A 24,346-nucleotide genomic window follows, 5' to 3' on the forward strand; every position below is an offset into this window, starting at 1 on the left:
TCCTACAGGGGAGGGCTCATCCGGGGTTAGCGGATTTTTCCTTCGGAAGCCTTCAGTTCTTCCTTATCAAAATCATCCACATCAATGACCTTTCTGCGCGCCGCTTCCGCCGCCCGCAACTTCTCGGCTTCTGCCGGTTGCAACACGCCCGCGTTCAGTGCCGCATCGATCGCATGCTCACCGCCCGCCGGTTTCACCTGCCCGCTCTTGAGGCCGTGATGCAGTTTGCCATGCAGCGATTTCGCGCCAGTCAGCAGGTCCGCCGCATGTTGCAGCGCCCCCACTGGATCACTCTCCGAAGTCGGGCGATAACAACCGGCGAGCACCGATTCCAGCGCCGGATCGCCTTTGGCGCGCCCGATAATCTCCGCGACTTCCGCATCCAGCACGTCCGATGGGCCTTTATGACGGCGCCCGAACGGGAACACGATCACGCGCAACAATGCGCCCAGAATCCGGTTCGGGAAGTTGCTCAGCAGTTCGTCCAGCGCACGCTCCGATTCGCCCAACGCCTCTTCCATCGACCAGCGAAACAGGGGCGCCAGCGCTTCCGGGTAATCCAGATCGTGGTAGCGCTTGAGGGCCGCCGAAGCCAAGTACATGTGGCTGAGCACGTCGCCGAGTCGCGCCGACAGCCGCTCCCGGCGTTTCAGTTCGCCGCCCAGCAGCATCATGCTCAGGTCGGCCAACATCGCGAATGCAGCCGCCTGGCGATTGAGGGCGCGGAAATAGCCCTGACTCAAGCGATCGCCCGGCATGCTTTCGAAATGGCCGACACCCAGATTAAGCACCAGCGTGCTGGCCGCGTTGCGCACGGCGAAGCCGATGTGTTGCATCAACAGGCCGTCGAATTCCTTCACCGCTTGATCATGATCCTCACGTCCGGCGAGGGCCATTTCCTTCAGCACGAACGGATGGCAGCGAATGGCGCCCTGGCCGAAGATCATCAGGTTGCGCGACAGAATGTTCGCGCCCTCCACGGTGATGAAGATCGGCGCGCCTTGCCACGACCGGCCCAGGTAATTGTTCGGGCCCATGATGATGCCCTTGCCGCCGTGCACGTCCATGGCGTGGGTAATGCACTCGCGACCGCGTTCGGTCAGGTGGTATTTGAGGATCGCCGACAACACCGACGGTTTCTCACCCAAGTCCACGGCGTTGGCCGTCAGCATCCGCGCGCTGTCCATCAGCCATGCGTTGCCGCCGATGCGCGCCAGGGCTTCCTGAATACCCTCAAAAGCGGCGAGGGGCACGTTGAACTGCTCGCGGATCTGCGTGTATTGGCCGGTGACCAGGCTGGTGTATTTCGCGGCACCGGTGCCGACCGCAGGCAGGGAAATCGAACGGCCCACAGACAGGCAATTCATCAGCATCATCCAGCCTTTGCCGAGCATGTCTTGACCGCCAATGAGGTATTCAAGCGGGATGAACACGTCCTTGCCTGAATTGGGGCCGTTCATGAAGGCAGCGCCCAGCGGCAAGTGGCGACGACCGATTTCCACGCCCGGAGTGTCGGTGGGGATCAACGCCAGGCTGATGCCCAGATCCTCTTCTTCGCCGAGCAGGTGTTCAGGGTCGAACGCCTTGAACGCCAAGCCGAGCAAGGTCGCGACGGGGCCGAGGGTGATGTAGCGTTTTTCCCAGTTCAGGCGCAGGCCGATGACTTCTTCGCCCTGCCACTGGCCCTTGCAGATAATGCCGGTATCGGGCATCGCACCCGCGTCGGAACCCGCCAACGGGCCGGTCAGCGCAAAGCAAGGGATGTCATCGCCCCGGGCCAGACGCGGCAGGTAATGGTTACGTTGTTCGTCGGTGCCGTAATGCAACAGCAGTTCGGCCGGGCCGAGGGAGTTGGGGACCATGACGGTGGACGCCAGGTCGCCGCTGCGGGTCGCCAGTTTCATCGCGACTTGTGAGTGGGCGTACGCCGAGAAGCCTTTGCCGCCGTATTCCTTGGGGATGATCAGCGCAAAGAAGCCGTGTTCTTTGATGTGGGCCCAGGCTTCAGGTGGCAGGTCCATCGCCTGACCGATTTCCCAGTCAGTGACCATGGCGCAGAGTTCGTTGGTGGGACCGTCGATGAACGCCTGCTCTTCTTCGGTCAGCTGGCTTTTCGGGTACGCCAGCAGCGTGTCCCAATTGGGACGGCCGCTGAACAATTCGCCGTCCCACCAGACTGTGCCCGCGTCGATGGCATCGCGTTCGGTTTCCGACATCGGTGGCAGCACTTTCTGAAACCAGGCGAACATCGGCGCGCTGAAGTATTGGCGGCGCAGGTCAGGCAGGGCCAAGGGCACTGCGACGGCCAGCCACAGCAGCCATGGAATGATCATCCAGCCGTGGGCATGGCTGAACGATCCCATCACCAGCAGATAAATCGCCACGATACCCAGGGCGGGGAAGGGGGCGACACGCCGATGGGCCAGCCAGGCCACGCCGATCACCAGCACCACGATCCACAACAACAGCATAAGAATCCCTCCGAAATGACGGCGCAAACGGGCGCCATCGACATCACGGGCAGCCGCTCTGGCCCGCGCATCGATAGTGACCCCGCGCCGTCGGGGGAGTTCGAGCCATGGCCGATGCGCGTGAGGGTGTGGCTCGAATACCCCCTTGGCGGGGCCATTTCCCTGGTCTGGATTTCGGACTCTGTACCGGGGGGTAAAGCCAAATCAACGTCCCACCCCGCCCGATGGTTTAGACTGGCGGCCCGCAGGCATATGCCACTAACGTCACCCACTTAGCACTCAGGAGAACAACAACCATGCTGAAAATCTGGGGCCGGAAGAATTCCTCCAACGTCCGCAAAGCCCTGTGGGCCGCGGAAGAACTGGGGCTGGCGTACGAGGCGATCAGTGCGGGCGGCGCGTTCGGCCTCAATGATCAGCCGGACTACCTGGCGAAGAACCCCAACGGCGTGGTGCCCATGATCGAAGACGGTGACTTTGTGCTGTGGGAATCCAACGCCATCGTTCGGTACCTGACCGCGCAATACGCCCCGGATTCAGCGCTGCACCCCAGTGATCCCAAAGCCCGCGCCCAAGCGGACAAATGGATGGACTGGACCACGTCGACGTTCGCCGGGCCATTCCGCACCGTGTTCTGGGGTGTGTTGCGCACGCCCGCCGATCAACAGGACTGGATGCAGATCAACCTTGCGAAAGGCACCGTCGAAGGCCTGCTGCGCATTGTCGATGAAACCCTCGCTCACCAGCCCTGGTTGTCGGGCGACGCGTTTGGTATGGGCGACATTCCGCTGGGCAGCTTTATTTATGCCTGGTTCGAAATGCCGATTGAACGCGCAGAGCTGCCTCACCTCAAAGCCTGGTACGAGCGTTTGCAGCAGCGCCCCGCGTTCCGTAAGGCTGTGATGACAGCGCTGACGTGAGCGTTACCGCGTTAGATTAATAACGACTATCAATAGATCTCGCTGTACTTGCGCGGCGTGGGCAAGCAACATTGACGCTCGTTCCACTTTGCAACGGATTGTTTCGGCTACGCAGTATCAGTGGCCCGGAACGATCCGACAGCCAGGCTTTTGTCATCGTCTTTTCCTTTTCTTTCCTTTTATTGGTGTGTTTTCAGTCATGAGTTCAGCTCTGTCCATCCGGCAGCTAACCAAGACCTACGGCAACGGTTTCCAGGCCCTCAAGGGTATCGATCTGGACGTCGCCGAGGGTGATTTCTTCGCATTGCTCGGCCCTAACGGTGCCGGCAAATCCACCACCATCGGAATCATCTCGACCCTGGTCAACAAGACCACGGGCACGGTGAACATCTTCGGCCACGACCTGGATCGCAATCCAGCGCAGCTCAAGCGCTCGATCGGCGTGGTGCCTCAGGAATTCAACTTCAACCAGTTCGAGAAGACTTTCGACATCGTCGTGACCCAGGCCGGTTACTACGGCATCCCGCCGAAGATCGCCAAGGAACGCGCCGAGCAGTACCTGACCCAATTAGGGCTGTGGGACAAGCGCAACGTGCCGTCGCGTTCATTGTCCGGCGGCATGAAGCGTCGCCTGATGATCGCCCGCGCGCTGATTCACGAACCGCGCCTGCTGATTCTCGACGAGCCGACCGCGGGCGTGGACATCGAGCTGCGCCGTTCGATGTGGACCTTTCTCACCGAGCTGAACGAGAAGGGCATCACCATCATCCTCACCACGCACTACCTGGAAGAGGCTGAGCAGCTGTGCCGCAACATCGGCATCATCGATCACGGCACCATCATCGAAAACACCGGGATGAAAACCCTGCTCAATACGTTGCATGCCGAGACGTTCCTGCTGGACCTCAAAGACCCGATGGCCGTAGCACCGCAGCTGGCGGGCTATCCGTCGCGGCTGGTGGATGAACGCACGCTGGAAGTGCAGGTGGATAAAACCGTCGGCATCACTGCGCTGTTCGGTCAACTGGCGCTGCAAAACGTTCAGGTGCTGAGCCTGCGCAATAAAACCAACCGCCTTGAGGAGCTGTTCGTGGGCCTGGTCGAGAAAAATCTGTCGAAGGTGGCGGTATGAGTTCAGAGCTGCGCCCCAACCTGATCGCCATGAACACCATCGTGTACCGCGAGGTCCGCCGTTTCATGCGGATCTGGCCGCAAACCCTGCTGCCGCCAGCGATCACCATGGTTCTGTACTTCGTGATCTTCGGCAACCTGATCGGTCGACAGATCGGCGACATGGGCGGCTTCACCTACATGCAATACATCGTGCCGGGCCTGATCATGATGTCGGTGATCACCAACTCCTACGGCAACGTGGTGTCGAGCTTCTTCGGCGCGAAATTCCAGCGCTCGGTGGAAGAGCTGATGGTGTCGCCGGTCTCGCCGCACACCATTCTGATCGGCTACACCCTCGGCGGTATGTTGCGCGGGTTGATGGTGGGCGTGATCGTCACGATCCTCTCGATGTTCTTCACCGACCTGCAGGTGCATCACCTGGGCGTGACCATCATTGTGGTGGTGCTGACGGCGACGATCTTCTCGTTGTTGGGCTTCATCAACGCGGTGTTTGCGCGCAACTTCGATGACATCTCGATCATCCCGACGTTCGTGCTGACGCCGCTGACCTATCTGGGCGGAGTGTTCTATTCGATCAATCTGCTGCCGCCGTTCTGGCAGACCGTGTCGCTCGCCAACCCTGTGCTGCACATGGTTAACGCCTTCCGCTTCGGGATTCTCGGTGTATCGGACATCAAGATCAGCGTTGCGCTGGCGTTCATGGTCGTGGCGACCATCGTCCTGTACCTCGGCTGCGCACGCCTGCTGGTGAGCGGGCGCGGTATGCGGCAGTAACCCTTCGGCAGCTCTGCCTGCCAGCGGGCTTACCTGTGGGAGCGAATTCATTCGCGATGCGGCGGTACATTCGACACGGATGTATTGAATGTATCGCCCTTTCGCGAATGACTTCGCTCCCACAGATTCTGCGCCGCCCGCATTATCCGCGCCTGGCCCCGCGCCGCTTCCACTGCCGTCCCACCCACCACCGCCAATACCCCATCGTCCCGAAATACCCCACCAGCCCCAGCACCACGCCCGCCACGAGCGATCCCAACAGAAACGGTTGCCACAGCGTCGTGAGCTGCCCGCTGATCCAGTCCCAGCTCATCTCGTCCGGAAAGTGCCTCGGCGGCAGCCCCAGCAACAGAGCGCCGATCTTGTAGGTGACATAGAACACCGGCGGCATCGTCAGCGGGTTGGTCAGCCAGCACAGGCTCACCGCAATCGGCATGTTCGCGCGTAGCCAGATTGCCAAAAACGCCGCCAACAGCATCTGCAACGGCATCGGCATCAACGCCGCAAACAAACCAATCCCCATCGCCCTCGCCACGGAATGCCGATTGAGGTGCCAGAGGTTGGGGTCATGAAGGAGGGTGCCGAGAAAGCGTAAGGATTTATGTTCCCGGATGCTGTTCGGATCGGGCATGTACCGCTTGATCAGGTGGCGTGGCATACAGGAAATCCGGGGGCTTGGCCGAGAAATTCGGGCCAGTATGCATGGATAGTGACGCATGAAAATTCAGACATTGTGACAATTAATAAAAGCGCGCTTCCCCCTGTGCGCTAAGTCATGAAGGTGAATTTCATCGGTCGACAGGGGAAAGCCTCATGCGCACAGGGATGGTGGCGCTTGCACTGGGACTGTTGGTCCTGCGTTTTTTACCGGCATTACCGCCGGTCTGGTTGATGCTGGCGATGCCGGTGTTCGCGCTGATGCTGTTGCCGTTTCGCACCTACCCGTTGGCTTTTTTTCTGTTTGGACTGACGTGGGCCAGCGTTTCCGCGCAATCCGCCTTGGACGATCGATTGCCCGAGCGGCTCGACGGCCAGACGTTGTGGCTCGAAGGCACTGTTGTCGGTTTGCCTCAGAGCGCCGACGGCGTGGTGGGTTTTCAGCTCGAAGACCCTGTTTCACGGCGCACTCGATTGCCGGATCGCATGCGCGTCGCCTGGTACGGCGGTGCCGAAGTGCGCAGCGGCGAGCGCTGGCGGTTGGCGGTCAAACTCAAACGCCCCGGCGGTCTGGCCAACCCCGGCGCGTTCGACTACGAGGCCTGGCTGTTGGCCCAGCGTATCGGAGCGACGGGCACGGTGGTTGACGGCGAGTTGATCATGGCCACGGCAGAACCCTGGCGGGATCGCATTCGTCAGCGTCTGATGGCAGTCGATGCCCAAGGGCATGAGGGCGGTCTCGCGGCGCTGGTGTTGGGGGACGATTCGGGCCTCAGCGCGGCACAGTGGCAGGTGCTGCAAGACACAGGCACCGTGCACCTGCTGGTGATCTCGGGTACTCACATCGGGCTTCTGGCGGGATTGCTTTACGGTCTGGTGGCGGGCCTTGCACGTTGGGGGCTGTGGCCACGGTTCATCCCTTGGTTGCCCTCAGCCTGCGCGCTCGCTTTGAGTGGTGCGTTGATTTACGGCTTTCTCGCCGGGTTCGATGTGCCGGTGCAGCGGGCCTGCATCATGCTCGGACTCGTCCTGCTGTGGCGCCTGCGGTTTCGGCATCTCGGCGTGGTCTGGCCAATGCTGATCGCGCTCAACGGCGTGTTGATCGCCGAGCCGCTGATCAGTCTGCGCCCCGGTTTCTGGCTGTCGTTCACGGCGGTCGGCATTCTCCTCCTGATCTTCGGTGGACGCCTCGGCGCCTGGCACTGGCTGCGCAGTTGGTCTCGCGCCCAGTGGCTGATCGCGCTCGGTCTGCTGCCGGTGCTGCTGGCGCTGAACCTGCCGGTCAGCCTGAGCGGGCCGCTGGTCAATCTGGTCGCGGTCCCGTGGGTCAGTGTTTTGATCCTGCCCTTGGCACTGTTCGGCACGTTTCTGCTGGTGATTCCGCCGATTGGCGAGCGCTTGCTCTGGCTGGCGGGCGGCGCGATGGAGGGGCTCTTCCGGGTGCTCAGCCCGATGGCCGACCTCATACCCGCTTGGACCGGTCCTGCCGTGCCGATCTGGGTCTGGCCCTTCAGTCTGTTGGGCGCGTTGCTGCTGTTGCTGCCCAATGGCGTGCCGTTGCGCCCGCTGGGTTGGCCGATGTTGCTGCTGTGCGTGTTCGCACCGCAGAAAAGCGTCCCGTTGGGCGAAGTCGAAGTGACGCAACTGGACGTCGGGCAAGGCCTGGCGATCCTGCTGCGCACGCAAAACCATGCGCTGCTGTATGACGCCGGGCCACGGTTTGGCGAGTTCGACATCGGTCAGCGTGTGGTCCTTCCGGCCATTCGCCGTGCCGGGATCACCGAGTTGGACCTGATACTCCTCAGCCACGCCGACGCCGATCACGCGGGTGGGGCGCCCGCCATTCATCAAGCCATTCCGGTGTCGAGGGTGCTGGGCGGCGACATCGAACGCATGCCTCCCGAATTGTCCGTCGAGCGCTGTCAGAACGGTGAGCGCTGGACGTGGGACAACGTGACCTTTGCCACCTGGATCTGGGAACAGGCCGGGGAGGGCAACCAGGGTTCTTGCGTCCTGAGCGTCGAAGCGAACGGCGAGCGGCTGTTGTTGACCGGTGACATCGACGTCCCTGCCGAGCGCGCCATGCTGGAGCACGGTTTCGACGTTCGCGCCGACTGGCTGCAAGCGCCTCATCACGGCAGCCGCACGTCTTCGTCGAAACGCTTTCTGCAGGCGGTTTCGCCTCGCGGTGTGCTGATTTCCCGAGGCCGCAACAACGCGTTCGGCCATCCTCATCCGTTGGTGATGTCGCGCTACCGCTGGCTGAAGATCGACACCCATGACAGTGCGGAACGTGGGGCTCTGACGCTGCAATTGGGGACCTTCGGCGAGGTGGACTTCGAGCGGGCTGTCCGACGTTTCTGGCGAGAGTGATCAGCCGGTTATTCATCGGACAGGATCAGTCAGCGATGCGATGTGCCGACCGTATGTTAGAGTAGCGCCACTTTTTTTCAGGGGGTGGTCGCTGTGTGGGAGCTGGTCAAATCTGGTGGCTGGATGATGCTACCGATCATTTTGAGTTCCATTGCCGCCGTCGGAATCATCATTGAGCGTCTTTGGACCTTGCGCGCCAGCCGCATCACGCCACCGCATCTGCTCGGTCAGGTATGGCGCTGGATCCAGGACAAACAGCTGAGCAGCGAAAAGCTCAAGGAGCTGCGCGCCGATTCGCCGCTGGGTGAAATCCTCGCCGCAGGCCTGGCCAACTCCCGTCACGGTCGCGAGATCATGAAAGAGTGCATCGAGGAGGCCGCCGCTCGGGTCATTCACGAACTCGAACGCTACTTGGCCACCCTCGGCACCATCGCCGCCATGGCGCCACTGCTGGGTCTGTTGGGCACCGTGCTCGGCATGATCGACATTTTCAGCTCGTTCACCAGCACCGGCATGACCGGAAACGCGGGCATGCTCGCGGGTGGTATCGCCAAGGCGTTGATCTGCACCGCGTCCGGCCTGACCGTCGCGATTCCGACGATCTTCTTCCACCGCTACCTGCAAAGCCGTGTGGACGAACTGGTGGTCGGCATGGAACAGGAAGCCATCAAATTGGTGGAAGTGGTGCAGGGCGACCGCGACGTTGACCTGACCGATGCCAAGCCTGACCTCAAGGCCGCCGCTCGTGGCGAGGGCCGCAAGAAGTGAAATTCCGTCGCCGCAAACCCCGGGAGACCATCGACATCAACCTGGTGTCGCTGATCGACGTGGTGTTCATCCTGTTGCTGTTCTTCGTGGTCACCACCACGTTTACCCGCGAGACCCAATTACGCGTGGACCTGCCCCAAGCCGTCACCGGCGCCTCGGCGGACGATGTGGATAAAAAGCACGTGGACATCACCATCAACGCCGACGGCGTCTATTCGGTGAACAACACCCTGCTGGCCGACAGCAAGCTGGACACGCTGATCGACGCGTTACAGAAGGAATCCGGTGGCGACACCAGCCTGCCGTTGTCCATCAGCGCCGATGGCAAAACCCCGCACCAGGCGGTCATCACGGCCATGGACGCGGCGGGCAAGCTGGGTTTCGCTCATTTGCGCATGACCACTGTCGAGGCCGCATCGGCTAACTGATGGCATTGACCGACCGCTTGCTTGACGCGTGGTACAAGGGCCATCCGGCCCTGACGCTACTGCGACCGCTGGAAGCCTTGTATCGGCGCGTGGTCAACGGCAAGCGTGCGCGTTTCGTGGCAGGCGAGGGTGACATCTACACCGCGCCAGTGCCTGTCATTGTCGTCGGCAACATCACTGTGGGTGGCACCGGCAAGACGCCGCTGATCCTGTGGATGATCGAACACTGTCGCCAGCGCGGGCTGCGCGTGGGCGTGGTCAGTCGCGGCTATGGCGCCAAACCGCCGAGCTTTCCATGGCGGGTTCGTACCGAGCAAGACGCTGCGCAGGCCGGTGACGAGCCGCTGCTGATCGTCAAACGCACCGGCGTGCCGTTGATGATCGACCCGGACCGCTCGCAGGCCGTGCGTGCATTGCTGGCGGACGAACCCCTCGACCTGATTCTGTCCGACGACGGCCTCCAGCATTACCGCCTCGCTCGGAGCCTCGAACTGGTACTGATCGACGCTGCACGGGGCCTGGGCAATCGCCGGTGCCTGCCTGCGGGCCCGTTGCGTGAGCCGGTCGAGCGGCTGCAAAGCGTCGACGCGCTGCTGTACAACGGTGCGCTTGTAGACCGTGACGACGGCTACGCCTTTACCTTGAAGCCCACCGCTTTGGTCAACCTCAAGACCGGTGACGCCCATCCGGTCGATCATTTCGCCCCCGGTCAGCCCATGCACGCCGTCGCCGGCATCGGCAACCCGCAACGTTTCTTCAACACCCTCGAAGGACTACACTGGCGGCCGGTTCCCCATGCATTCGCCGATCATGCCGAGTTCAGCGCAGAGGCCTTGGCATTCACGCCAGCCCTGCCACTGGTCATGACCGAGAAAGACGCCGTGAAGTGTGCTTCCTTCGCGGTGCCCGACTGGTGGTACCTGGCCGTGGAAGCCGTGCCTTCCCCGGCCTTCGTCAGTTGGTTCGATACGCAGTTAACCCGGCTTTTGCCATGACTCGCTCAGGATTTCTTATGGACACCAAATTGCTCGACATCCTCGCTTGCCCGATCTGCAAGGGTCCGCTCAAGCTCAGCGCCGACAAAACCGAGCTGATCAGCAAAGGCGCCGGTCTGGCCTACCCGATCCGCGACGGCATCCCGGTGATGCTGGAAAGCGAAGCGCGCACCCTGACCACTGACGAGCGTCTGGACAAATGACTGCAGCGTTCACCGTTGTCATCCCTGCGCGTTACAGCTCCAGCCGTTTTCCCGGCAAGCCGCTGAAAACCATCGCGGGCAAGCCGATGATCCAGCACGTCTGGGAACAAGCGCGTAAAAGCAGTGCTCAGCGTGTCGTGGTGGCCACGGACGATCAGCGCATCGTCGAAGCCTGTGAAGCGTTCGGCGCTGAAGTGTTGATGACCCGCGATGACCACAATTCCGGCACCGACCGTCTGGCCGAGGTCGCCTCGCTCTTGGGGTTGGCCAATGACGCGATCGTGGTCAACGTGCAGGGCGACGAACCGATGATCCCCCCGGCGGTGATCGACCAGGTCGCGGACAATCTGGCGTCGCACCCCGAAGCCCGCATGTCGACGCTTGCAGAACCCATCGACGACGTGACTGCCTTGTTCAACACCAACGTGGTCAAGGTCAGTTCGGACATCAACGGCCTGGCCCTGACGTTCAGCCGCGCACCGCTGCCCTGGGCCCGGGACGCACTGGCCAAAACCCGCGACGCGCTGCCCGAGGGCGTGCCGTTCCGCCGTCATATCGGCATCTACGCTTATCGCGCCGGTTTCCTTCACGACTTCGTGAGCTGGGGCCCGTGCTGGCTGGAAAACACCGAAAACCTCGAACAACTGCGTGCCTTGTGGCATGGCGTGCGGATTCATGTGGCCGATGCGCTGGAAGCACCGCCAGCCGGCGTTGACACCGCCGAAGATCTGGAGCGCGTACGGCGCTTGCTGGAGGGTTGAGGGTGATGAGTCGCCGTCATGAGGAGCAGGTGCGTTCATGGGTTTGCTGATTCAATCCAATGTGTCGCTCAAGCCGTTCAACACCTTCGGCGTTGACGTCAAGGCCCGGCTGTTCGTCGAGGCCCACTCCGACGCTGACATCCGTGAAGCGCTGGCGTATGCGAAAGAACACAAGGTCGAACTGTTGGTCATCGGTGGCGGCAGCAACCTGCTGCTGACCGGCGATATCAATGCACTGGTCTTGCGCGTGGCCACTCGGGGTATTCGCATCACCCATGAAAATTGCGACGGCGCGACGGTCGAGGCTGAAGCGGGGGAGCCTTGGCACCCCTTCGTGCAAGAGACTCTGGCCCAAGGGCTGGCGGGGCTGGAAAACCTCAGTCTGATCCCTGGCACCGTCGGCGCAGCTCCCATGCAGAACATCGGCGCCTATGGCGTTGAGCTCAAAGACGTCTTCGACAGCCTCGTGGCCATGGATCGCGAAATCGGCGAAACCTGCGAGTTTTCTCTGTCGGAGTGTGCGTTTGGCTACCGCGACAGCGTTTTCAAGCATCAGGTCGGCCGTTGGCTGATCCTGCGGGTGCGCTTCCGCCTCAGCTTCGCCGCTCGCCTGCACCTGGACTACGGCCCGGTGCGCCAGCGCTTGCAAGAGCAGGGCATCGCCAACCCGACGCCGATCCACGTCAGCCGAGCCATCAGCGCGATTCGCAGCGAGAAGCTGCCAGACCCTGCAACCCTCGGCAACGCGGGCAGCTTCTTCAAGAACCCTTTGGTATCCGCCGAGCTGGCGGCACGCATTCGCGAAACGCATCCTGGCCTGGTGGCTTATCCACAGGCTGACGGTCAGGTCAAACTGGCGGCAGGGTGGCTGATTGAACAGGCTGGGTGGAAAGGGTTTCGCGAGGGGGACGCAGGCGTGCATGCCTTGCAATCGCTAGTGCTGGTCAACCATGGTGCGGCGACGGGTCTGGATATTCTGCACCTGGCGCAACGCATTCAGGCCGATATTCTTGAACGGTTTGGGGTGTCGCTGGAAATGGAACCTAACATGTACTGAAGCACCGTTGTAAAAAGGGCCGGCCGTTCTGGCGTGGCCCTTGCACCCCGCATTACAGAATCATCCCTGATCAGAGGCTGAGCATGAGTGAAACCCTGTGCGCCATTGTCCTTGCTGCCGGTCAGGGTTCCCGCTATCGGGAGGTGGCGGGTGCCCATCGCAATAAGCTTCTGGCCCAGTGCATGGGGCGCGACGGTGTTGAGCGTTGCGTGATCGAGCATGTGCTCTCAAATTTGAGCGGGGTAGTCGACAAAATCGTTCTGCTGACCCGTCCTCAATATTCCTGCGTGGCGGAGTTGGGTTTGCGCCACGGCGGCGAAGTCGTGGTGCTGGAATCCCCCGGCATGGGCGACAGCATCGCGGCTGCAGTGTCAGCAGAGCCCGATCATCGCGGCTGGCTTATCGTGCTCGGCGACATGCCGTTCATTCATCCGGATACCCTCAAACGTGTGGCTGACTCGTTGCAGCCCGACATGATCAGTGTGCCTGTCTATCAAGGGCAATTCGGGCACCCGGTGGGGTTCGGCCGCGGGTTTGCGTCATCGCTGACGGGGTTGGCGGGGGAGAAGGGGGCGAAGCGGTTGTTCAAAGCCGCGAAGGTGAATGAGGTTGTGGTCACTGATCCCGGCGTGTTGTGGGATATCGACGTACCCTCGGCACTGGTTTTCAAAGGGTAATACCGCCCTGTGGCGGCACGGCTCGCCATCGCGGACAAACGTGTTCCTGTGCATTCCGCAGGCATGAAAAAGCCCCACCTGCTTTCACAGGTGAGGCTTTTTCGTTTCGTGAAGATTACGAGAGCGGTTTAGGCTCTTTGCTTTCTCCGGCTTCAGCGTGCTCGGTCACGGCTTCCTGAGTGGAGGCAACGTGCTCGACGGTCGGAGCAGCCGCTTCGACAGGTGCGGGTTCTGCGACTTGCGGGGCAGCAGCGGCGTTAGCCTCGGCTTCCTTTTGCAGACGCTCGGCTTCCAGACGACGACGGCGAACTTCGCGAGGATCGTTCGGTGCGCGCCCCGTGCTGGCTTGCGGCAGTGCTGGCTTCTCGGCTGCAACTGGCGCTGGCTCGGCAGCAACAGGGGCGGCAACGATTTCCGGCGCGGCCGTTTCGGCGGGTGCTTCGACGACCGGTGCTGGCGCGACAGGCGCTGCGGCTACGGGAGCCTCGGCAACGGGCGCTTCAACAGCAGGCTTCTCTACGACCGGCTCAACAGCCTTCGGCGTTTCAACCGGTGCCTGCACTTCTGCGACAGGCGCAGGCGTCGGCGCTTCAATGACCGCAGGCGCTTCGGCTACGACAGGTGGATCGACCTGTTCGGCTGCCGCTTTGACCTGACGCTCGAATGGGCTGAGGGACGCATCGAACTGAGCCACTTCCACTTCAGGCATGATCGAACGCTTGGCGGTCGACGCCTGTGTTTCAACGGCGGGCGCTTCAACGGCAGGTGCTTCGACGACGTCGGCTTTCTCGACCGGAGCTGCTTCAACAGCCGGGGCTTCAACGGCAGCGGTTGCACGCTCAGCCTGGCGGTGTGCGTCGGCTTCGGCGTGCGCGCTGATCGCGGTTTCGGCGACGGCCGCAGTCACTGCCAGACCTGCAGCGATTTCTGCACGGTTACCTTCGTGACGAACGCCTTCGTTCGAGGCTTCGTCAGCATTTTCTTCGCCTTCGTTGCCTTCCGAACCTTCGATCACATCGCCGTTGGCATCACGTTGGCGCTCACGACGGTTGCTGCGACGACGCTGGCCACGGGAGCGACGACGAGGACGATCGCCTTCGGCGTGTTCCTGGTTGTCGTCCTGCTGCTCTTCATTGTTCAGCAAGGTTTCGTCTTCGGCAGCAGCGGTCTGCTCTTCACGCGGCTTGCGTTCTTCACGCGGCGGGCGCGGCTGACGCTCTTCACGTGGTGCGCGCTCAGGACGTTCTTCGCGAGGCACGTTGACGGCCGGGGCAGCATCCAGAGGCTCGCGCAGTTCACGCACGCGCTCTTCACGAGGCTTGCGGTCTTCACGCGGGGCACGTGGCTGACGCTCTTCGCGCGGAGCACGCGGTGCGCGTTCTTCACGTGGAGCGCTGTCTTCACGGGCTTCACGAGGGGCGCGTTCTTCACGCGGTGCACGCTCTTCACGTGGGGCACGTTCTTCGCGCGGCGCACGTTCTTCACGCTCGGCACGCGGTGCACGTTCTTCACGTGGCTTGCGTTCTTCGTCGCGACGACCGTTACGGCTGCGGCTCTGCTGACGACCGTTGCGGCGCTCTTCGTTGCGGGCAGGGCGTTCGGCAGCTGGCTTTTCAACCACGGCGGCTGGGGCAACAGGCTCTTCCTTGGTCGCGAACAGGCTGACCAGGGATTTCACCAGACCTTTGAACAGGCTTGGCTCGTGAGCGACCGGTGCTGGCGCGACCGGTGCGGCGACTTCGGTCGGCACAGGCGCGTTGGCGCGAGCCGGTGCGGTCTTGACCGCAGCTTCCTGGCGAACCAGGGTGCGGGTCGCGGCGGTAGGCTGCACTTCTTCCACTTCAGCAGCGGCCGCGGCGATCTCGTAGCTGGACTGCAGGCTGTGGGCTTCCGGGCTGTCATCACGCAGACGTTGCACTTCGAAGTGCGGCGTTTCGAGATGATCGTTCGGCAGAATGATGATGCGGGCGCGGGTGCGCAGTTCGATCTTGGTGATCGAGTTGCGTTTTTCGTTGAGCAGGAATGCGGCGACCGGGATCGGTACCTGAGCGCGCACTTCGGCAGTGCGGTCTTTCAGGGCTTCTTCTTCGATCAGGCGCAGAATCGCCAGCGACAGCGATTCAACATCACGGATGATGCCGGTGCCGTTGCAGCGCGGGCAAACGATGCCGCTGCTCTCACCCAGAGATGGACGCAGGCGCTGACGGGACATTTCCAGCAGGCCGAAGCGCGAGATACGGCCCACTTGAACGCGGGCGCGGTCGGCTTCCAGGCTTTCGCGGACTTTCTCTTCCACGGCGCGCTGGTTCTTGGCCGGGGTCATGTCGATGAAGTCGATGACGATCAGGCCGCCGATGTCGCGCAGACGCAGTTGACGGGCGATTTCCTCAGCCGCTTCAAGGTTGGTCTGCAGGGCGGTTTCTTCGATGTCGCTGCCTTTGGTGGCGCGCGCCGAGTTGATGTCGATGGACACCAGGGCTTCGGTCGGATCGATGACGATGGAGCCACCGGAAGGCAGTTCGACCACGCGCTGGAAGGCGGTCTCGATCTGGCTTTCGATCTGGAAACGGTTGAACAGCGGGACGCTGTCTTCGTAGAGCTTGATCTTGCTGGCGTACTGCGGCATCACCTGGCGGATGAAGGTCAGGGCCTCTTCCTGGGCTTCGACGCTGTCGATCAGGACTTCACCGATGTCTTGGCGCAGGTAGTCGCGGATGGCGCGGATGATGACGTTGCTTTCCTGATAGATCAGGAACGGCGCGGCGCGATCCAGGGACGCTTCCTTGATGGCGGTCCACAGTTGCAGCAGGTAATCGAGGTCCCACTGCATTTCTTCGCTGCTGCGGCCCAGGCCGGCAGTACGAACGATCAGGCCCATGTCGGCAGGGGCGACCAGGCCGTTCAGCGCTTCACGCAGTTCGTTGCGCTCTTCGCCTTCGATGCGGCGGGAGATGCCACCGGCGCGCGGGTTATTCGGCATCAGTACCAGGTAGCGACCGGCCAGGCTGATGAAGGTGGTCAGGGCTGCGCCCTTGTTGCCACGCTCTTCTTTCTCGACCTGAACGATGACTTCCTGGCCTTCGCTCAGGACGTCCTTGATGTTGACGCGACCTTCCGGGGACTTCTTGAAGTATTCGCGGGAGATTTCTTTCAGCGGCAGGAAGCCGTGACGCTCGGAGCCGAAGTCGACGAAGGCCGCTTCCAGGCTCGGTTCGATACGCGTGATCCGGCCTTTATAGATGTTGGCCTTCTTCTGTTCGCGGGCCCCGGATTCGATGTCCAGGTCGTATAGGCGCTGGCCGTCTACCAGCGCAACACGCAACTCTTCAGGTTGAGTCGCGTTAATCAGCATTCTTTTCATGTAGTACCGTCGGTTTCCGGGCTGCCGGAAACGGCGTTCGGCACACACGACTTCTCACGGTCGGTGTCAGGGCGCGTCAGGAGTGCTTGGACACTCCAGTGTCTAGCGATGTCCGGCCAAAGGGGCCATCGTCGCGACGACGTTTCCTGCTTGCTGTGGTGACAAATGACACCCTGTCAGCAAAAGCTTTGTCAGGAGGAGGAATCAACCATCGGTAGCGGACGATATGAAGCGTCTTTATAAAGCCTTTTGCTACACAGTCCGACGGTTGTGCGTCTCCACCCCACACGTATCCCTGATAATTCGGGTGCTGCCGCGCGCTGAATCCGCAGCGGGTTTGCATTTACGCGGACTTCGATGGGAAGTCCGCGCCTCATGGCTCAAATTAAGGCGTGGTTTCCGACACATTCGCCCGGAGCGATCGCCAGCGACTGCACTTTGTGAACTGGCCTTGAACGTGGGCCTCGATGGCGAGTGTTTCACTCTGCGATCCGGCTTGTTTCAGGCCTCATGTCACCTGCGCTCGTTACGCTCACTGATCTTCCGTTGTCACCGAAAGCCTCGTAGGACGGCCTCGCGCCCTCGTGAATTGCGTTGGTCAGGGCCGGTTGTCATACCGTTTGTCCGCTGTCCAGGCCGCTTTTGGCGGCGTTCGCGACTATAGCAGCAATCATTAAGTGCTTCAAATCCATAAAAAATTGTTATGATTTGCGCCATGACGAATATCACCCCCCCAACCCCCGGCGTCCAGCTGGTAGAGGTTGCGCCGGAATACGCCGGTCAACGCATCGACAATTTTCTGATCACGTACCTCAAGGGCGTTCCCAAGACCTTGATTTACCGCATATTGCGCAAAGGCGAAGTGCGGGTGAACAAGGGGCGGACCAAGCCCGAGTACAAGCTTCAGGCGGGCGACATTGTGCGCGTTCCACCCGTTCGGGTGCCTGAGCGCGACGAACCTGTGCCGGTGGCGCAAGGTCTGTTACAGCGCCTGGAAGCGGCCATCGTTTATGAAGACAAGGGCCTGATCGTCCTCAACAAGCCCGCTGGCATCGCGGTCCATGGCGGCAGTGGCCTGAGTTTCGGGGTCATTGAAGCCTTTCGTCAGTTGCGTCCCGATGCCAAGGAGCTGGAGCTGGTGCACCGCCTGGACCGTGACACGTCCGGTTTGCTGATGATCGCGAAGAAACGCAGCATGTTGCGGCATTTGCATGAGCAATTGCGTGGGGATGGTGTGGATAAGCGCTACATGGCGCTGGTCCGTGGCAACTGGCCAACGGCCCAGAAGCAGGTGCGTGCACCGCTGCTTAAAAGCAACCTGCGCTCCGGCGAGCGTATGGTCGAAGTGAACGAAGAGGGCAAAGAGGCTCTGACGCTGTTCAAGGTGCTGCGCCGTTTCGGCGACTTTGCGACCATGGTCGAGGCGCGTCCGATCACCGGGCGTACCCACCAGATTCGTGTGCACACGCTGCACGCCGGACACAGCATCGCTGGGGACAGTAAGTACGGCGACGAGGATTTTACCCGCGAGATTCGCGACCTTGGCGGCAAGCGTCTGTTCTTGCATGCTTATGCGTTGGTCGTGCCATTGCCCGATGGTGGCAAGTTGGAACTGCAAGCGCCCGTCGATGAAATGTGGGCCAAGACCGTGGAGCGATTGTTGAGTGCGCCGTGATTACGAACTGCTGATTTTTGACTGGGACGGCACGCTGTCCGACTCCGTTGGCCGTATCGTCGACGCCATGCGCGAAGCCGCATTGCGGGCAGGGCGCCCGGTGCGGGACGATCTGGCCGTCAAGGGAATCATCGGCCTGGGCTTGCCGGAAGCGATTCGTACGTTGTACCCGGACATTTCCGGCAACGATCTGATCGATTTTCGTCAGCACTACGCCGACTGTTACATGGCCATGGACGTTGAGCCTTCGACGCTGTTCGAGGGTGTGCGTGAGTCCCTTGAGGCCTTCCGGGCCGAGGGCTACCGGATCGCAGTCGCGACCGGCAAGGCCCGACGCGGGCTGGATCGTGTGCTCAAGGCCCATGGCTGGCTCGACTACTTCGACGCCACCCGTGCGGCGGATGAAACGGCCAGCAAGCCAGACCCGCTGATGCTCAACGAAATCCTGCAACACTGTGGCGTCGCGCCCGAAAAAGCGCTGATGGTCGGCGATGCGTCGTTCGACCTGCAGATGGCCCGCAACGCCGGGATGGATTCGGTCGCCGTCGGGTATGGCGCTCAGGCGCTGGATTCCCTGCTGCAATACGAGCCGCGACTGGCCATCAATCATTTTTCCGAGTTGCGTACCTGGCTGTGTGCGCGCGTTGTTGAGTCTTCGTTGGGGTAAAGCTGTATGTCGGATGAATGGAAATCACCGTCTTCGCAAGAGCGGGACGAGGCAGGTGATGCAAAGAGCTGGAAACTGCTGGAAAAGACGCTGCTGGCGAATGTTCAAGAGCATCGGCGCACTCGTCGCTGGGGGATCTTCTTCAAATCCCTGACCTTTATTTATCTGTTCGTGGCGCTCGCCATGTTCTCGCCGCTGATGGACTTCGGCAAAAGCGCGTCGCGCAGTAGCAATCACACGGCGCTGATCGAAGTGAAAGGCATGATCGCCGACACCGAAGCGGCCAGTGCTGACAACATTGTCGGCAGCCTGCGCGCCGCGTTCGACGACGAGAAGACCAAGGGTGTGATCCTGCGCATCAACAGTCCCGGCGGTAGCCCGGTGCAGTCGGGTTACATTTACGACGAAATCCGCCGCCTGCGCGCCAAGAAGCCAGACATCAAGGTGTACGCGGTGATCACTGACCTTGGCGCCTCGGGCGCTTACTACATCGCCAGTGCGGCGGATCAGATTTACGCGGACAAGGCCAGTCTCGTGGGCTCCATTGGTGTGACGGCGGCCGGTTTCGGTTTCGTAGGCACCATGGAGAAATTGGGTGTGGACCGCCGTACGTACACGTCGGGTGAGCACAAGGCGTTCCTCGACCCGTTCCAGGCGCCGAAGCCTGATGAAACCGCGTTCTGGCAGACCGTTCTGGACACCACTCACAAGCAGTTCATTGCCAGCGTGAAAGCAGGGCGGGGTGACCGCTTGAAAGACAAAGACCATCCCGAGCTGTTTTCCGGCCTGGTATGGACTGGCGAACAAGCGGTGGGTCTTGGGTTGGTCGATGGGCTGGGCAGTGCCAGCTCAGTCGCTCGCGACGTGATCGGCGAGAAAAACCTGGTGGATTACACCGTTCAGGAATCACCGTTCGACCGCTTCTCCAAGAAGCTGGGCTCCAGCGTTGCCGAGCAGATCGCAATGTGGGCAGGCTTCACAGGCCCGTCGCTGCGCTGATTTCGTTGTGTGTGAGAAACCCGGCCATTGGTCGGGTTTTTTTGTGGCAATCAAAAAAGAATTACGGGATCGCCACGCCCTCGGCCATCAACATGTCCACCAGCCTTATTAAAGGAAGCCCGATCAGGCTGGTGGCGTCGGGGCCTTCGGTGCTGCGGAACAGGCTCACGCCCAGTCCTTCGGCCTTGAAGCTGCCCGCGCAATCGTAGGGTTGCTCGGCGTGGAGGTAGCGGCTGATGCGGTCGTGATCAAGGTCGCGCATGTGCACGGTGAACGGTACGCAATCGACCTGGCACTGGCCTGTCTGGCTGTTGTACAGCGCAAGGCCTGTCAGAAAGCTCACGCTTTTGCCGCTGCTGTCGCTGAGCTGCTGCAGGGCGCGTTCGAAGGTGTGAGGTTTGCCCAGTATCTGCTCGTCCAGCACGGCCACCTGGTCGGAGCCGATGATGAGGTGATCCGGATACTGTGCGGCCAAGGCCATGGCTTTTTCCCCGGCCAGGCGCTTTACCAGTTCGGAGGCCGGCTCCAGCGGGCGGTGGCTTTCATCAATGTCTGGCGACGCCCAGACGAACGGCAGGCGCAGGCGTTCGAGCAATTCCCGGCGATAAGGCGAGCTGGAGGCAAGGAGCAGAGGCAGCATGGGGTTCTCCGAAACGTGAAAGTCGAGTGTAATCAGCAGGTCAGGTTGCGAACAGCCCTGAATTTCCTTTGACAGTCGTCGGGGTCATCCCTAGAATGCTGCGCCTATGTTGAATGACCCGATTCCACCTCACGTTGACCCACGCAAATTAGCTGATCGTGGCACTACCCTTCAGGGCGAAGTGCTGCTGGCTGATTTGGAGAGACTCTGCGACCCGCTTGCTGACAATCTCGGTACAGTGCAGGCGAAATTCGTTTTTGAAAAAGACGAGCGACGCGCCGTGGTTATCCACAGCGAAATCGACGTTGAAGTCAAAATGGTTTGCCAGCGTTGTCTTGAGCTGGTCACCTTGCCGATCCACAGCGAATGCAGTTACGCCGTGGTGAAGGAGGGTGCAAACACCCAGTCGTTGCCGCAAGGCTATGACGTGCTGGAACTCGGCGAAGATCCATTGGATCTGAAGGCCTTGATCGAGGAGGAGCTTCTGCTCGCCTTGCCCATCGTGCCTCTTCATGATCCGAAAGAATGCCAGCAGCCGGCGGGCGCCGATGAGCCCGAACCGAGCGTGGACGAGGTAACGCGGTCCAACCCGTTCAGTGTATTGGCGCAGTTAAAGCGTGACCCAAACGTTTAGGAGTTAATCAATTATGGCTGTTCAGCAGAACAAAAAATCCCGCTCTGCCCGTGACATGCGCCGTTCTCACGACGCTCTCGAGGCTAGCACCCTGTCTGTAGAAAAAACCACCGGTGAAGTTCACCTGCGTCACCACGTATCGCCAGAAGGCGTATACCGTGGCCGTAAAGTGATCGACAAGGGCGCTGACGAGTAATTTCTTGTCCGCTCCGGTCATCGCGATCGACGCAATGGGCGGGGACTTCGGTCCCCGCAGCATTGTTCAGGCCAGTATTGCCTGCCTGCTCGCTACACCCTCGCTTCACCTGACCCTCGTCGGTCAAGAATCCCTTCTTGAAGAACTCATCGCCCGCCACTCTGGTGTCGATCGGTCTCGCCTGCTCGTCGTGAACGCCAGCGAAGTCATCACCATGGATGATCGCCCGTCTCTGGCGTTGCGGGGCAAGCCTGATTCTTCCATGCGTGTCGCATTGCGTCTGTTGGCCGAGGACAAGGTGCAGGCCTGCGTGAGCGCAGGCAACACCGGGGCCCTGATGGCGCTGTCGCGTTTTGTCCTCAAGACCCTGCCGGGCATCGATCGTCCCGCCATGGTCGCTGCCATTCCAACGCAGCGTGGTTACTGCCAGCTGCTCGATCTGGGCGCTAACGTCGATTGCAGCGCAGAGAATCTGTATCAGTTCGCCGTGATGGGCTCGGTGGCCGCTGAAGCGTTGGGCGTGGCGCGGCCAAAAGTCGCACTTCTCAACGTCGGCACCGAAGACATCAAGGGCAATCAGCAGGTCAAGCTGGCGTCGAGCCTGTTACAGGCCGCGCCGGGCCTCAATTACATCGGTTTCATTGAGGGCGACGGCCTGTATCGCGGGGAGGCGGACGTGGTGGTCTGTGACGGGTTCGTCGGCAATATCCTGCTGAAATCCAGCGAGGGTCTGGCGACCATGATCGGTGAGCGAATTGAAACCTTGTTCCGACAGAATGTGCTGTCGAAGGCCGTGGGTGCGTTGGCGATGCCGTTGCTCAAGCGGCTCAAGGCTGATCTGGCACCAGCACGGCACAACGGCGCCAGTTTTCTTGGCTTGCAGGGCATTGTGGTGAAGAGTCATGGCTCGGCAGGGGTTCAGGGCTTCCAGAGCGCCATTCAGCGGGCCTTGATCGAAATTCAGGAGAATTTGCCGGAGCGTCTCCATGGGCGCCTGGAAGAATTGCTGTAGTAGAATGTGACCCTCGTGACTGGCGGGTCATCCTACTGGCCAGTCGTAACACTTTGAATTTTCTCGCGTTCGGCCAGGTCGAGCGTTTTTTCAGACGACAATAATCAGGGGCTTTTCAATGTCTGCTTCCGTCGCATTCGTCTTTCCGGGCCAGGGCTCGCAGTCCCTCGGCATGCTCGCCGAACTGGGCGCGCAGTACCCGTTGGTGCTGGACACGTTCAAAGAAGCCTCCGACGCATTGGGCTATGACCTCTGGGCACTGACCCAACAAGGTCCGGAAGAAAGCCTCAATCAGACCGACAAAACCCAGCCTGCCATCCTGACCGCATCGATCGCTCTGTGGCGTCTGTGGCTGGCCGAAGGTGGCGTGCGTCCTGGGTTCGTCGCCGGTCACAGCCTGGGCGAATACAGCGCCTTGGTCGCTGCAGGCAGCCTGTCGTTGGCTGACGCGGTCAAGCTGGTGGAACGTCGTGGTCAGTTGATGCAGGAAGCCGTGCCTGCGGGGCAGGGCGGCATGGCGGCCATTCTCGGTCTTGAAGACGCCGACGTCATCGCTGCCTGTGCCGAAGCGGCCCAGGAGGATGTGGTCAGCGCCGTGAATTTCAACTCGCCGGGCCAGGTGGTGATCGCGGGTGCCAAGGCTGCGGTCGATCGCGCCATTGACGTGTGCAAGGCCAAAGGCGCCAAGCGCGCACTGCCGTTGCCCGTCAGCGTCCCTTCGCACTGTGAACTGATGCGTCCAGCGGCTGAGCGTTTCGCAGAGTCCATCGCCGCCATCGACTGGCAGGCGCCGCAGATCCCGCTGGTGCAAAACGTCAGCGCCAGCGTGGTGTCGGACCTTGAAACGCTGAAAACCGATTTGCTGCAACAGTTGTACAAACCGGTTCGCTGGGTCGAGTCGATCCAGGCCCTGGCCGCCAATGGCGCGCTGCAACTGGTGGAATGCGGTCCGGGCAAAGTGCTGGCCGGTCTGAACAAGCGTTGCGCCGAGGGCGTCAACACTTCCAACCTCAATACCCCCGATGCTTTCGCCGCCACCCGTGCGGCGCTGGCCTGATAAGGAGAATTGCATGAGTCAGGGTAAAGTTGCACTGGTCACCGGCGCGAGCCGTGGCATTGGCCGGGCTATCGCTCTGGAACTGGGCCGTAATGGTGCCATCGTGGTCGGCACTGCGACGTCCGAAGCCGGTGCCGAGAAAATTACCGCCTACTTCAAGGAAAACGGTATCGAAGGTTTCGGCCTGGCACTGGACGTCGGTAGCGATGAGTCGGTCAGCGCCGTTCTGGCACAGATCACCGAGCGCGTTGGCGCACCGTTGATCCTGGTCAATAACGCCGGTATCACCCGTGACAACCTGATGATGCGGATGAAAGATGACGAGTGGCATGACGTCATCAACACCAACCTGACCAGCCTGTACCGCCTGACCAAGGGCGTCCTGCGTGGTATGACCAAGGCGCGTTGGGGGCGTATCATCAGCATTGGTTCGGTTGTAGGTGCCATGGGCAACGCCGGTCAAGTAAACTACGCCGCCGCGAAGGCGGGTCTGGAAGGTTTCAGCCGCGCATTGGCGCGTGAAGTCGGTTCGCGGGCAGTGACCGTGAACTCGGTGACGCCGGGTTTCATCGATACCGACATGACCCGTGAGTTGCCGGAAGCACAACGTGATTCCCTGACGACCCAGATTCCACTGGGTCGATTGGGGCAGGCCGAAGAGATCGCGCACGTGGTCGCTTTTCTTGCCTCGGAAGGTGCAGGCTACGTTACCGGGGCTACAATCCCCGTTAACGGCGGCATGTACATGTGACTTCCCGTATCGAAAAAATGTCATACGGGCTGTCTAAAATCCGTTATAAAGCTGAAATCTATTAATGGGCAGAGGGTCGATGGGCGTAGCGGGAATTGCGTTTAGCTTGAAATGCGCAAAACCTCTTCTATACACT

The 24,346-nt window shown here is 61.1% G+C and carries 23 protein-coding genes; 19 read left to right on the plus strand and 4 right to left on the minus strand.

Features of this window, described 5'->3' with window-relative positions:
* Positions 1-26 precede the first annotated feature (26 nt).
* Complete coding sequence (locus tag GVN17_RS18750; RefSeq protein WP_166596746.1) at positions 27-2,471, minus strand: acyl-CoA dehydrogenase; 2,445 nt, start codon at positions 2,469-2,471, stop codon at positions 27-29.
* Positions 2,472-2,767: 296 nt separating this feature from the next.
* Here GVN17_RS18750 and GVN17_RS18755 point away from each other — a divergent pair, with 296 nt between their 5' ends.
* From GVN17_RS18755 to GVN17_RS18765, 3 genes are all read left to right on the plus strand, one after another.
* Positions 2,768-3,391 carry a glutathione S-transferase family protein gene (locus tag GVN17_RS18755; RefSeq protein WP_166596747.1) on the plus strand — a complete coding sequence of 208 codons (624 nt, stop codon included), beginning with the start codon at positions 2,768-2,770 and terminating at the stop codon, positions 3,389-3,391.
* Between the two features lie 199 nt (positions 3,392-3,590).
* Positions 3,591-4,523 carry an ABC transporter ATP-binding protein gene (locus GVN17_RS18760; protein WP_166596748.1) on the plus strand — a complete coding sequence of 311 codons (933 nt, stop codon included), beginning with the start codon at positions 3,591-3,593 and terminating at the stop codon, positions 4,521-4,523.
* Positions 4,520-5,299, plus strand: coding sequence for an ABC transporter permease (locus GVN17_RS18765; RefSeq protein WP_166596749.1), 780 nt, complete (start codon positions 4,520-4,522; stop codon positions 5,297-5,299). Before GVN17_RS18760 ends, GVN17_RS18765 begins: the two co-directional genes overlap by 4 nt.
* Before the next feature lie 142 nt (positions 5,300-5,441).
* Here the strand turns inward: GVN17_RS18765 and GVN17_RS18770 are convergent, their stop codons facing one another.
* A complete protein-coding gene (locus GVN17_RS18770) occupies positions 5,442-5,957 on the minus strand; it encodes a DUF2062 domain-containing protein (protein WP_166596750.1) in 516 nt (171 codons plus the stop codon).
* Positions 5,958-6,112: 155 nt separating this feature from the next.
* On the opposite strand from GVN17_RS18770, the gene GVN17_RS18775 reads away from it, so the two are divergent.
* The 8 genes from GVN17_RS18775 (at position 6,113) to GVN17_RS18810 (ending at position 13,218) form a co-directional block, all read left to right on the plus strand.
* On the plus strand, positions 6,113-8,329 hold the full coding sequence (locus tag GVN17_RS18775; RefSeq protein WP_166596751.1) for a DNA internalization-related competence protein ComEC/Rec2: 2,217 nt from the start codon (positions 6,113-6,115) through the stop codon (positions 8,327-8,329).
* A 93-nt stretch (positions 8,330-8,422) separates the two neighbouring features.
* Positions 8,423-9,097 (plus strand): MotA/TolQ/ExbB proton channel family protein, encoded by a 675-nt coding sequence (locus GVN17_RS18780; protein WP_166596752.1) that lies wholly within the window; start codon positions 8,423-8,425, stop codon positions 9,095-9,097.
* Positions 9,094-9,525: a biopolymer transporter ExbD gene (locus GVN17_RS18785; protein ID WP_166596753.1), complete on the plus strand. Its 432-nt coding sequence runs from the start codon at positions 9,094-9,096 to the stop codon at positions 9,523-9,525. The genes GVN17_RS18780 and GVN17_RS18785 overlap by 4 nt, the downstream gene beginning before the upstream one ends.
* Complete coding sequence (gene lpxK / locus GVN17_RS18790) at positions 9,525-10,520, plus strand: tetraacyldisaccharide 4'-kinase (RefSeq protein WP_166596754.1); 996 nt, start codon at positions 9,525-9,527, stop codon at positions 10,518-10,520. The genes GVN17_RS18785 and lpxK overlap by 1 nt, the downstream gene beginning before the upstream one ends.
* 17 nt (positions 10,521-10,537) lie before the next feature.
* Positions 10,538-10,723, plus strand: a complete 186-nt coding sequence (locus GVN17_RS18795) for a Trm112 family protein (RefSeq protein ID WP_003174668.1) — start codon at positions 10,538-10,540, stop codon at positions 10,721-10,723.
* Positions 10,720-11,484 carry a 3-deoxy-manno-octulosonate cytidylyltransferase gene (kdsB, locus tag GVN17_RS18800; protein ID WP_166596755.1) on the plus strand — a complete coding sequence of 255 codons (765 nt, stop codon included), beginning with the start codon at positions 10,720-10,722 and terminating at the stop codon, positions 11,482-11,484. Before GVN17_RS18795 ends, kdsB begins: the two co-directional genes overlap by 4 nt.
* Positions 11,485-11,521: 37 nt before the next feature.
* Positions 11,522-12,541, plus strand: a complete 1,020-nt coding sequence (gene murB / locus GVN17_RS18805; protein ID WP_166596756.1) for a UDP-N-acetylmuramate dehydrogenase — start codon at positions 11,522-11,524, stop codon at positions 12,539-12,541.
* 83 nt (positions 12,542-12,624) lie between these two features.
* Positions 12,625-13,218 (plus strand): nucleotidyltransferase family protein, encoded by a 594-nt coding sequence (locus tag GVN17_RS18810; protein ID WP_166596757.1) that lies wholly within the window; start codon positions 12,625-12,627, stop codon positions 13,216-13,218.
* 115 nt (positions 13,219-13,333) lie between these two features.
* Here the strand turns inward: GVN17_RS18810 and rne are convergent, their stop codons facing one another.
* Positions 13,334-16,579 carry a ribonuclease E gene (gene rne, locus GVN17_RS18815; protein ID WP_218576292.1) on the minus strand — a complete coding sequence of 1,082 codons (3,246 nt, stop codon included), beginning with the start codon at positions 16,577-16,579 and terminating at the stop codon, positions 13,334-13,336.
* Positions 16,580-17,294: 715 nt separating this feature from the next.
* Between rne and rluC the strand changes: the two genes are divergently transcribed.
* From rluC to sppA, 3 genes are read left to right on the plus strand one after another with little or no spacing between them, the layout of a single operon-like run.
* Positions 17,295-18,254 (plus strand): 23S rRNA pseudouridine(955/2504/2580) synthase RluC, encoded by a 960-nt coding sequence (gene rluC, locus GVN17_RS18820; protein WP_166596759.1) that lies wholly within the window; start codon positions 17,295-17,297, stop codon positions 18,252-18,254.
* Positions 18,244-18,921 carry an HAD-IA family hydrolase gene (locus tag GVN17_RS18825; RefSeq protein ID WP_166596760.1) on the plus strand — a complete coding sequence of 226 codons (678 nt, stop codon included), beginning with the start codon at positions 18,244-18,246 and terminating at the stop codon, positions 18,919-18,921. Before rluC ends, GVN17_RS18825 begins: the two co-directional genes overlap by 11 nt.
* Before the next feature lie 6 nt (positions 18,922-18,927).
* Positions 18,928-19,920: a signal peptide peptidase SppA gene (gene sppA / locus GVN17_RS18830; protein WP_166596761.1), complete on the plus strand. Its 993-nt coding sequence runs from the start codon at positions 18,928-18,930 to the stop codon at positions 19,918-19,920.
* Positions 19,921-19,981: 61 nt separating this feature from the next.
* Here sppA and GVN17_RS18835 read toward each other — a convergent pair whose 3' ends face one another.
* Complete coding sequence (locus GVN17_RS18835; RefSeq protein WP_166596762.1) at positions 19,982-20,560, minus strand: nucleoside triphosphate pyrophosphatase; 579 nt, start codon at positions 20,558-20,560, stop codon at positions 19,982-19,984.
* Between the two features lie 106 nt (positions 20,561-20,666).
* On the opposite strand from GVN17_RS18835, the gene GVN17_RS18840 reads away from it, so the two are divergent.
* From GVN17_RS18840 to fabG, 5 genes are all read left to right on the plus strand, one after another.
* Positions 20,667-21,194 (plus strand): YceD family protein, encoded by a 528-nt coding sequence (locus tag GVN17_RS18840; protein WP_166596763.1) that lies wholly within the window; start codon positions 20,667-20,669, stop codon positions 21,192-21,194.
* Between the two features lie 13 nt (positions 21,195-21,207).
* Positions 21,208-21,390: a 50S ribosomal protein L32 gene (gene rpmF / locus GVN17_RS18845; protein WP_003179396.1), complete on the plus strand. Its 183-nt coding sequence runs from the start codon at positions 21,208-21,210 to the stop codon at positions 21,388-21,390.
* Positions 21,391-21,394: 4 nt separating this feature from the next.
* Complete coding sequence (plsX, locus tag GVN17_RS18850; RefSeq protein ID WP_166596764.1) at positions 21,395-22,402, plus strand: phosphate acyltransferase PlsX; 1,008 nt, start codon at positions 21,395-21,397, stop codon at positions 22,400-22,402.
* Positions 22,403-22,520: 118 nt separating this feature from the next.
* Positions 22,521-23,459 carry an ACP S-malonyltransferase gene (gene fabD / locus GVN17_RS18855; protein ID WP_166596765.1) on the plus strand — a complete coding sequence of 313 codons (939 nt, stop codon included), beginning with the start codon at positions 22,521-22,523 and terminating at the stop codon, positions 23,457-23,459.
* Between the two features lie 13 nt (positions 23,460-23,472).
* A complete protein-coding gene (gene fabG, locus GVN17_RS18860) occupies positions 23,473-24,210 on the plus strand; it encodes a 3-oxoacyl-ACP reductase FabG (protein WP_166596766.1) in 738 nt (245 codons plus the stop codon).
* Positions 24,211-24,346: the final 136 nt, after the last annotated feature.

This window comes from Pseudomonas sp. SLFW (assembly GCF_009905615.1).
Lineage (GTDB): Bacteria > Pseudomonadota > Gammaproteobacteria > Pseudomonadales > Pseudomonadaceae > Aquipseudomonas > Aquipseudomonas bambusae.

Coding starts and splice junctions, on each gene's coding strand:
- GVN17_RS18750 (WP_166596746.1), bottom strand. CDS start 2,471: ATGCTGTTGTTGTGGATCGTGGTGCTGGTGATCGGCGTGGCCTGGCTG.
- GVN17_RS18755 (WP_166596747.1), top strand. CDS start 2,768: ATGCTGAAAATCTGGGGCCGGAAGAATTCCTCCAACGTCCGCAAAGCC.
- GVN17_RS18760 (WP_166596748.1), top strand. CDS start 3,591: ATGAGTTCAGCTCTGTCCATCCGGCAGCTAACCAAGACCTACGGCAAC.
- GVN17_RS18765 (WP_166596749.1), top strand. CDS start 4,520: ATGAGTTCAGAGCTGCGCCCCAACCTGATCGCCATGAACACCATCGTG.
- GVN17_RS18770 (WP_166596750.1), bottom strand. CDS start 5,957: ATGCCACGCCACCTGATCAAGCGGTACATGCCCGATCCGAACAGCATC.
- GVN17_RS18775 (WP_166596751.1), top strand. CDS start 6,113: ATGCGCACAGGGATGGTGGCGCTTGCACTGGGACTGTTGGTCCTGCGT.
- lpxK (WP_166596754.1), top strand. CDS start 9,525: ATGGCATTGACCGACCGCTTGCTTGACGCGTGGTACAAGGGCCATCCG.
- GVN17_RS18795 (WP_003174668.1), top strand. CDS start 10,538: ATGGACACCAAATTGCTCGACATCCTCGCTTGCCCGATCTGCAAGGGT.
- kdsB (WP_166596755.1), top strand. CDS start 10,720: ATGACTGCAGCGTTCACCGTTGTCATCCCTGCGCGTTACAGCTCCAGC.
- murB (WP_166596756.1), top strand. CDS start 11,522: ATGGGTTTGCTGATTCAATCCAATGTGTCGCTCAAGCCGTTCAACACC.
- GVN17_RS18810 (WP_166596757.1), top strand. CDS start 12,625: ATGAGTGAAACCCTGTGCGCCATTGTCCTTGCTGCCGGTCAGGGTTCC.
- rne (WP_218576292.1), bottom strand. CDS start 16,579: ATGAAAAGAATGCTGATTAACGCGACTCAACCTGAAGAGTTGCGTGTT.
- rluC (WP_166596759.1), top strand. CDS start 17,295: ATGACGAATATCACCCCCCCAACCCCCGGCGTCCAGCTGGTAGAGGTT.
- sppA (WP_166596761.1), top strand. CDS start 18,928: ATGTCGGATGAATGGAAATCACCGTCTTCGCAAGAGCGGGACGAGGCA.
- GVN17_RS18835 (WP_166596762.1), bottom strand. CDS start 20,560: ATGCTGCCTCTGCTCCTTGCCTCCAGCTCGCCTTATCGCCGGGAATTG.
- GVN17_RS18840 (WP_166596763.1), top strand. CDS start 20,667: ATGTTGAATGACCCGATTCCACCTCACGTTGACCCACGCAAATTAGCT.
- rpmF (WP_003179396.1), top strand. CDS start 21,208: ATGGCTGTTCAGCAGAACAAAAAATCCCGCTCTGCCCGTGACATGCGC.
- fabD (WP_166596765.1), top strand. CDS start 22,521: ATGTCTGCTTCCGTCGCATTCGTCTTTCCGGGCCAGGGCTCGCAGTCC.
- fabG (WP_166596766.1), top strand. CDS start 23,473: ATGAGTCAGGGTAAAGTTGCACTGGTCACCGGCGCGAGCCGTGGCATT.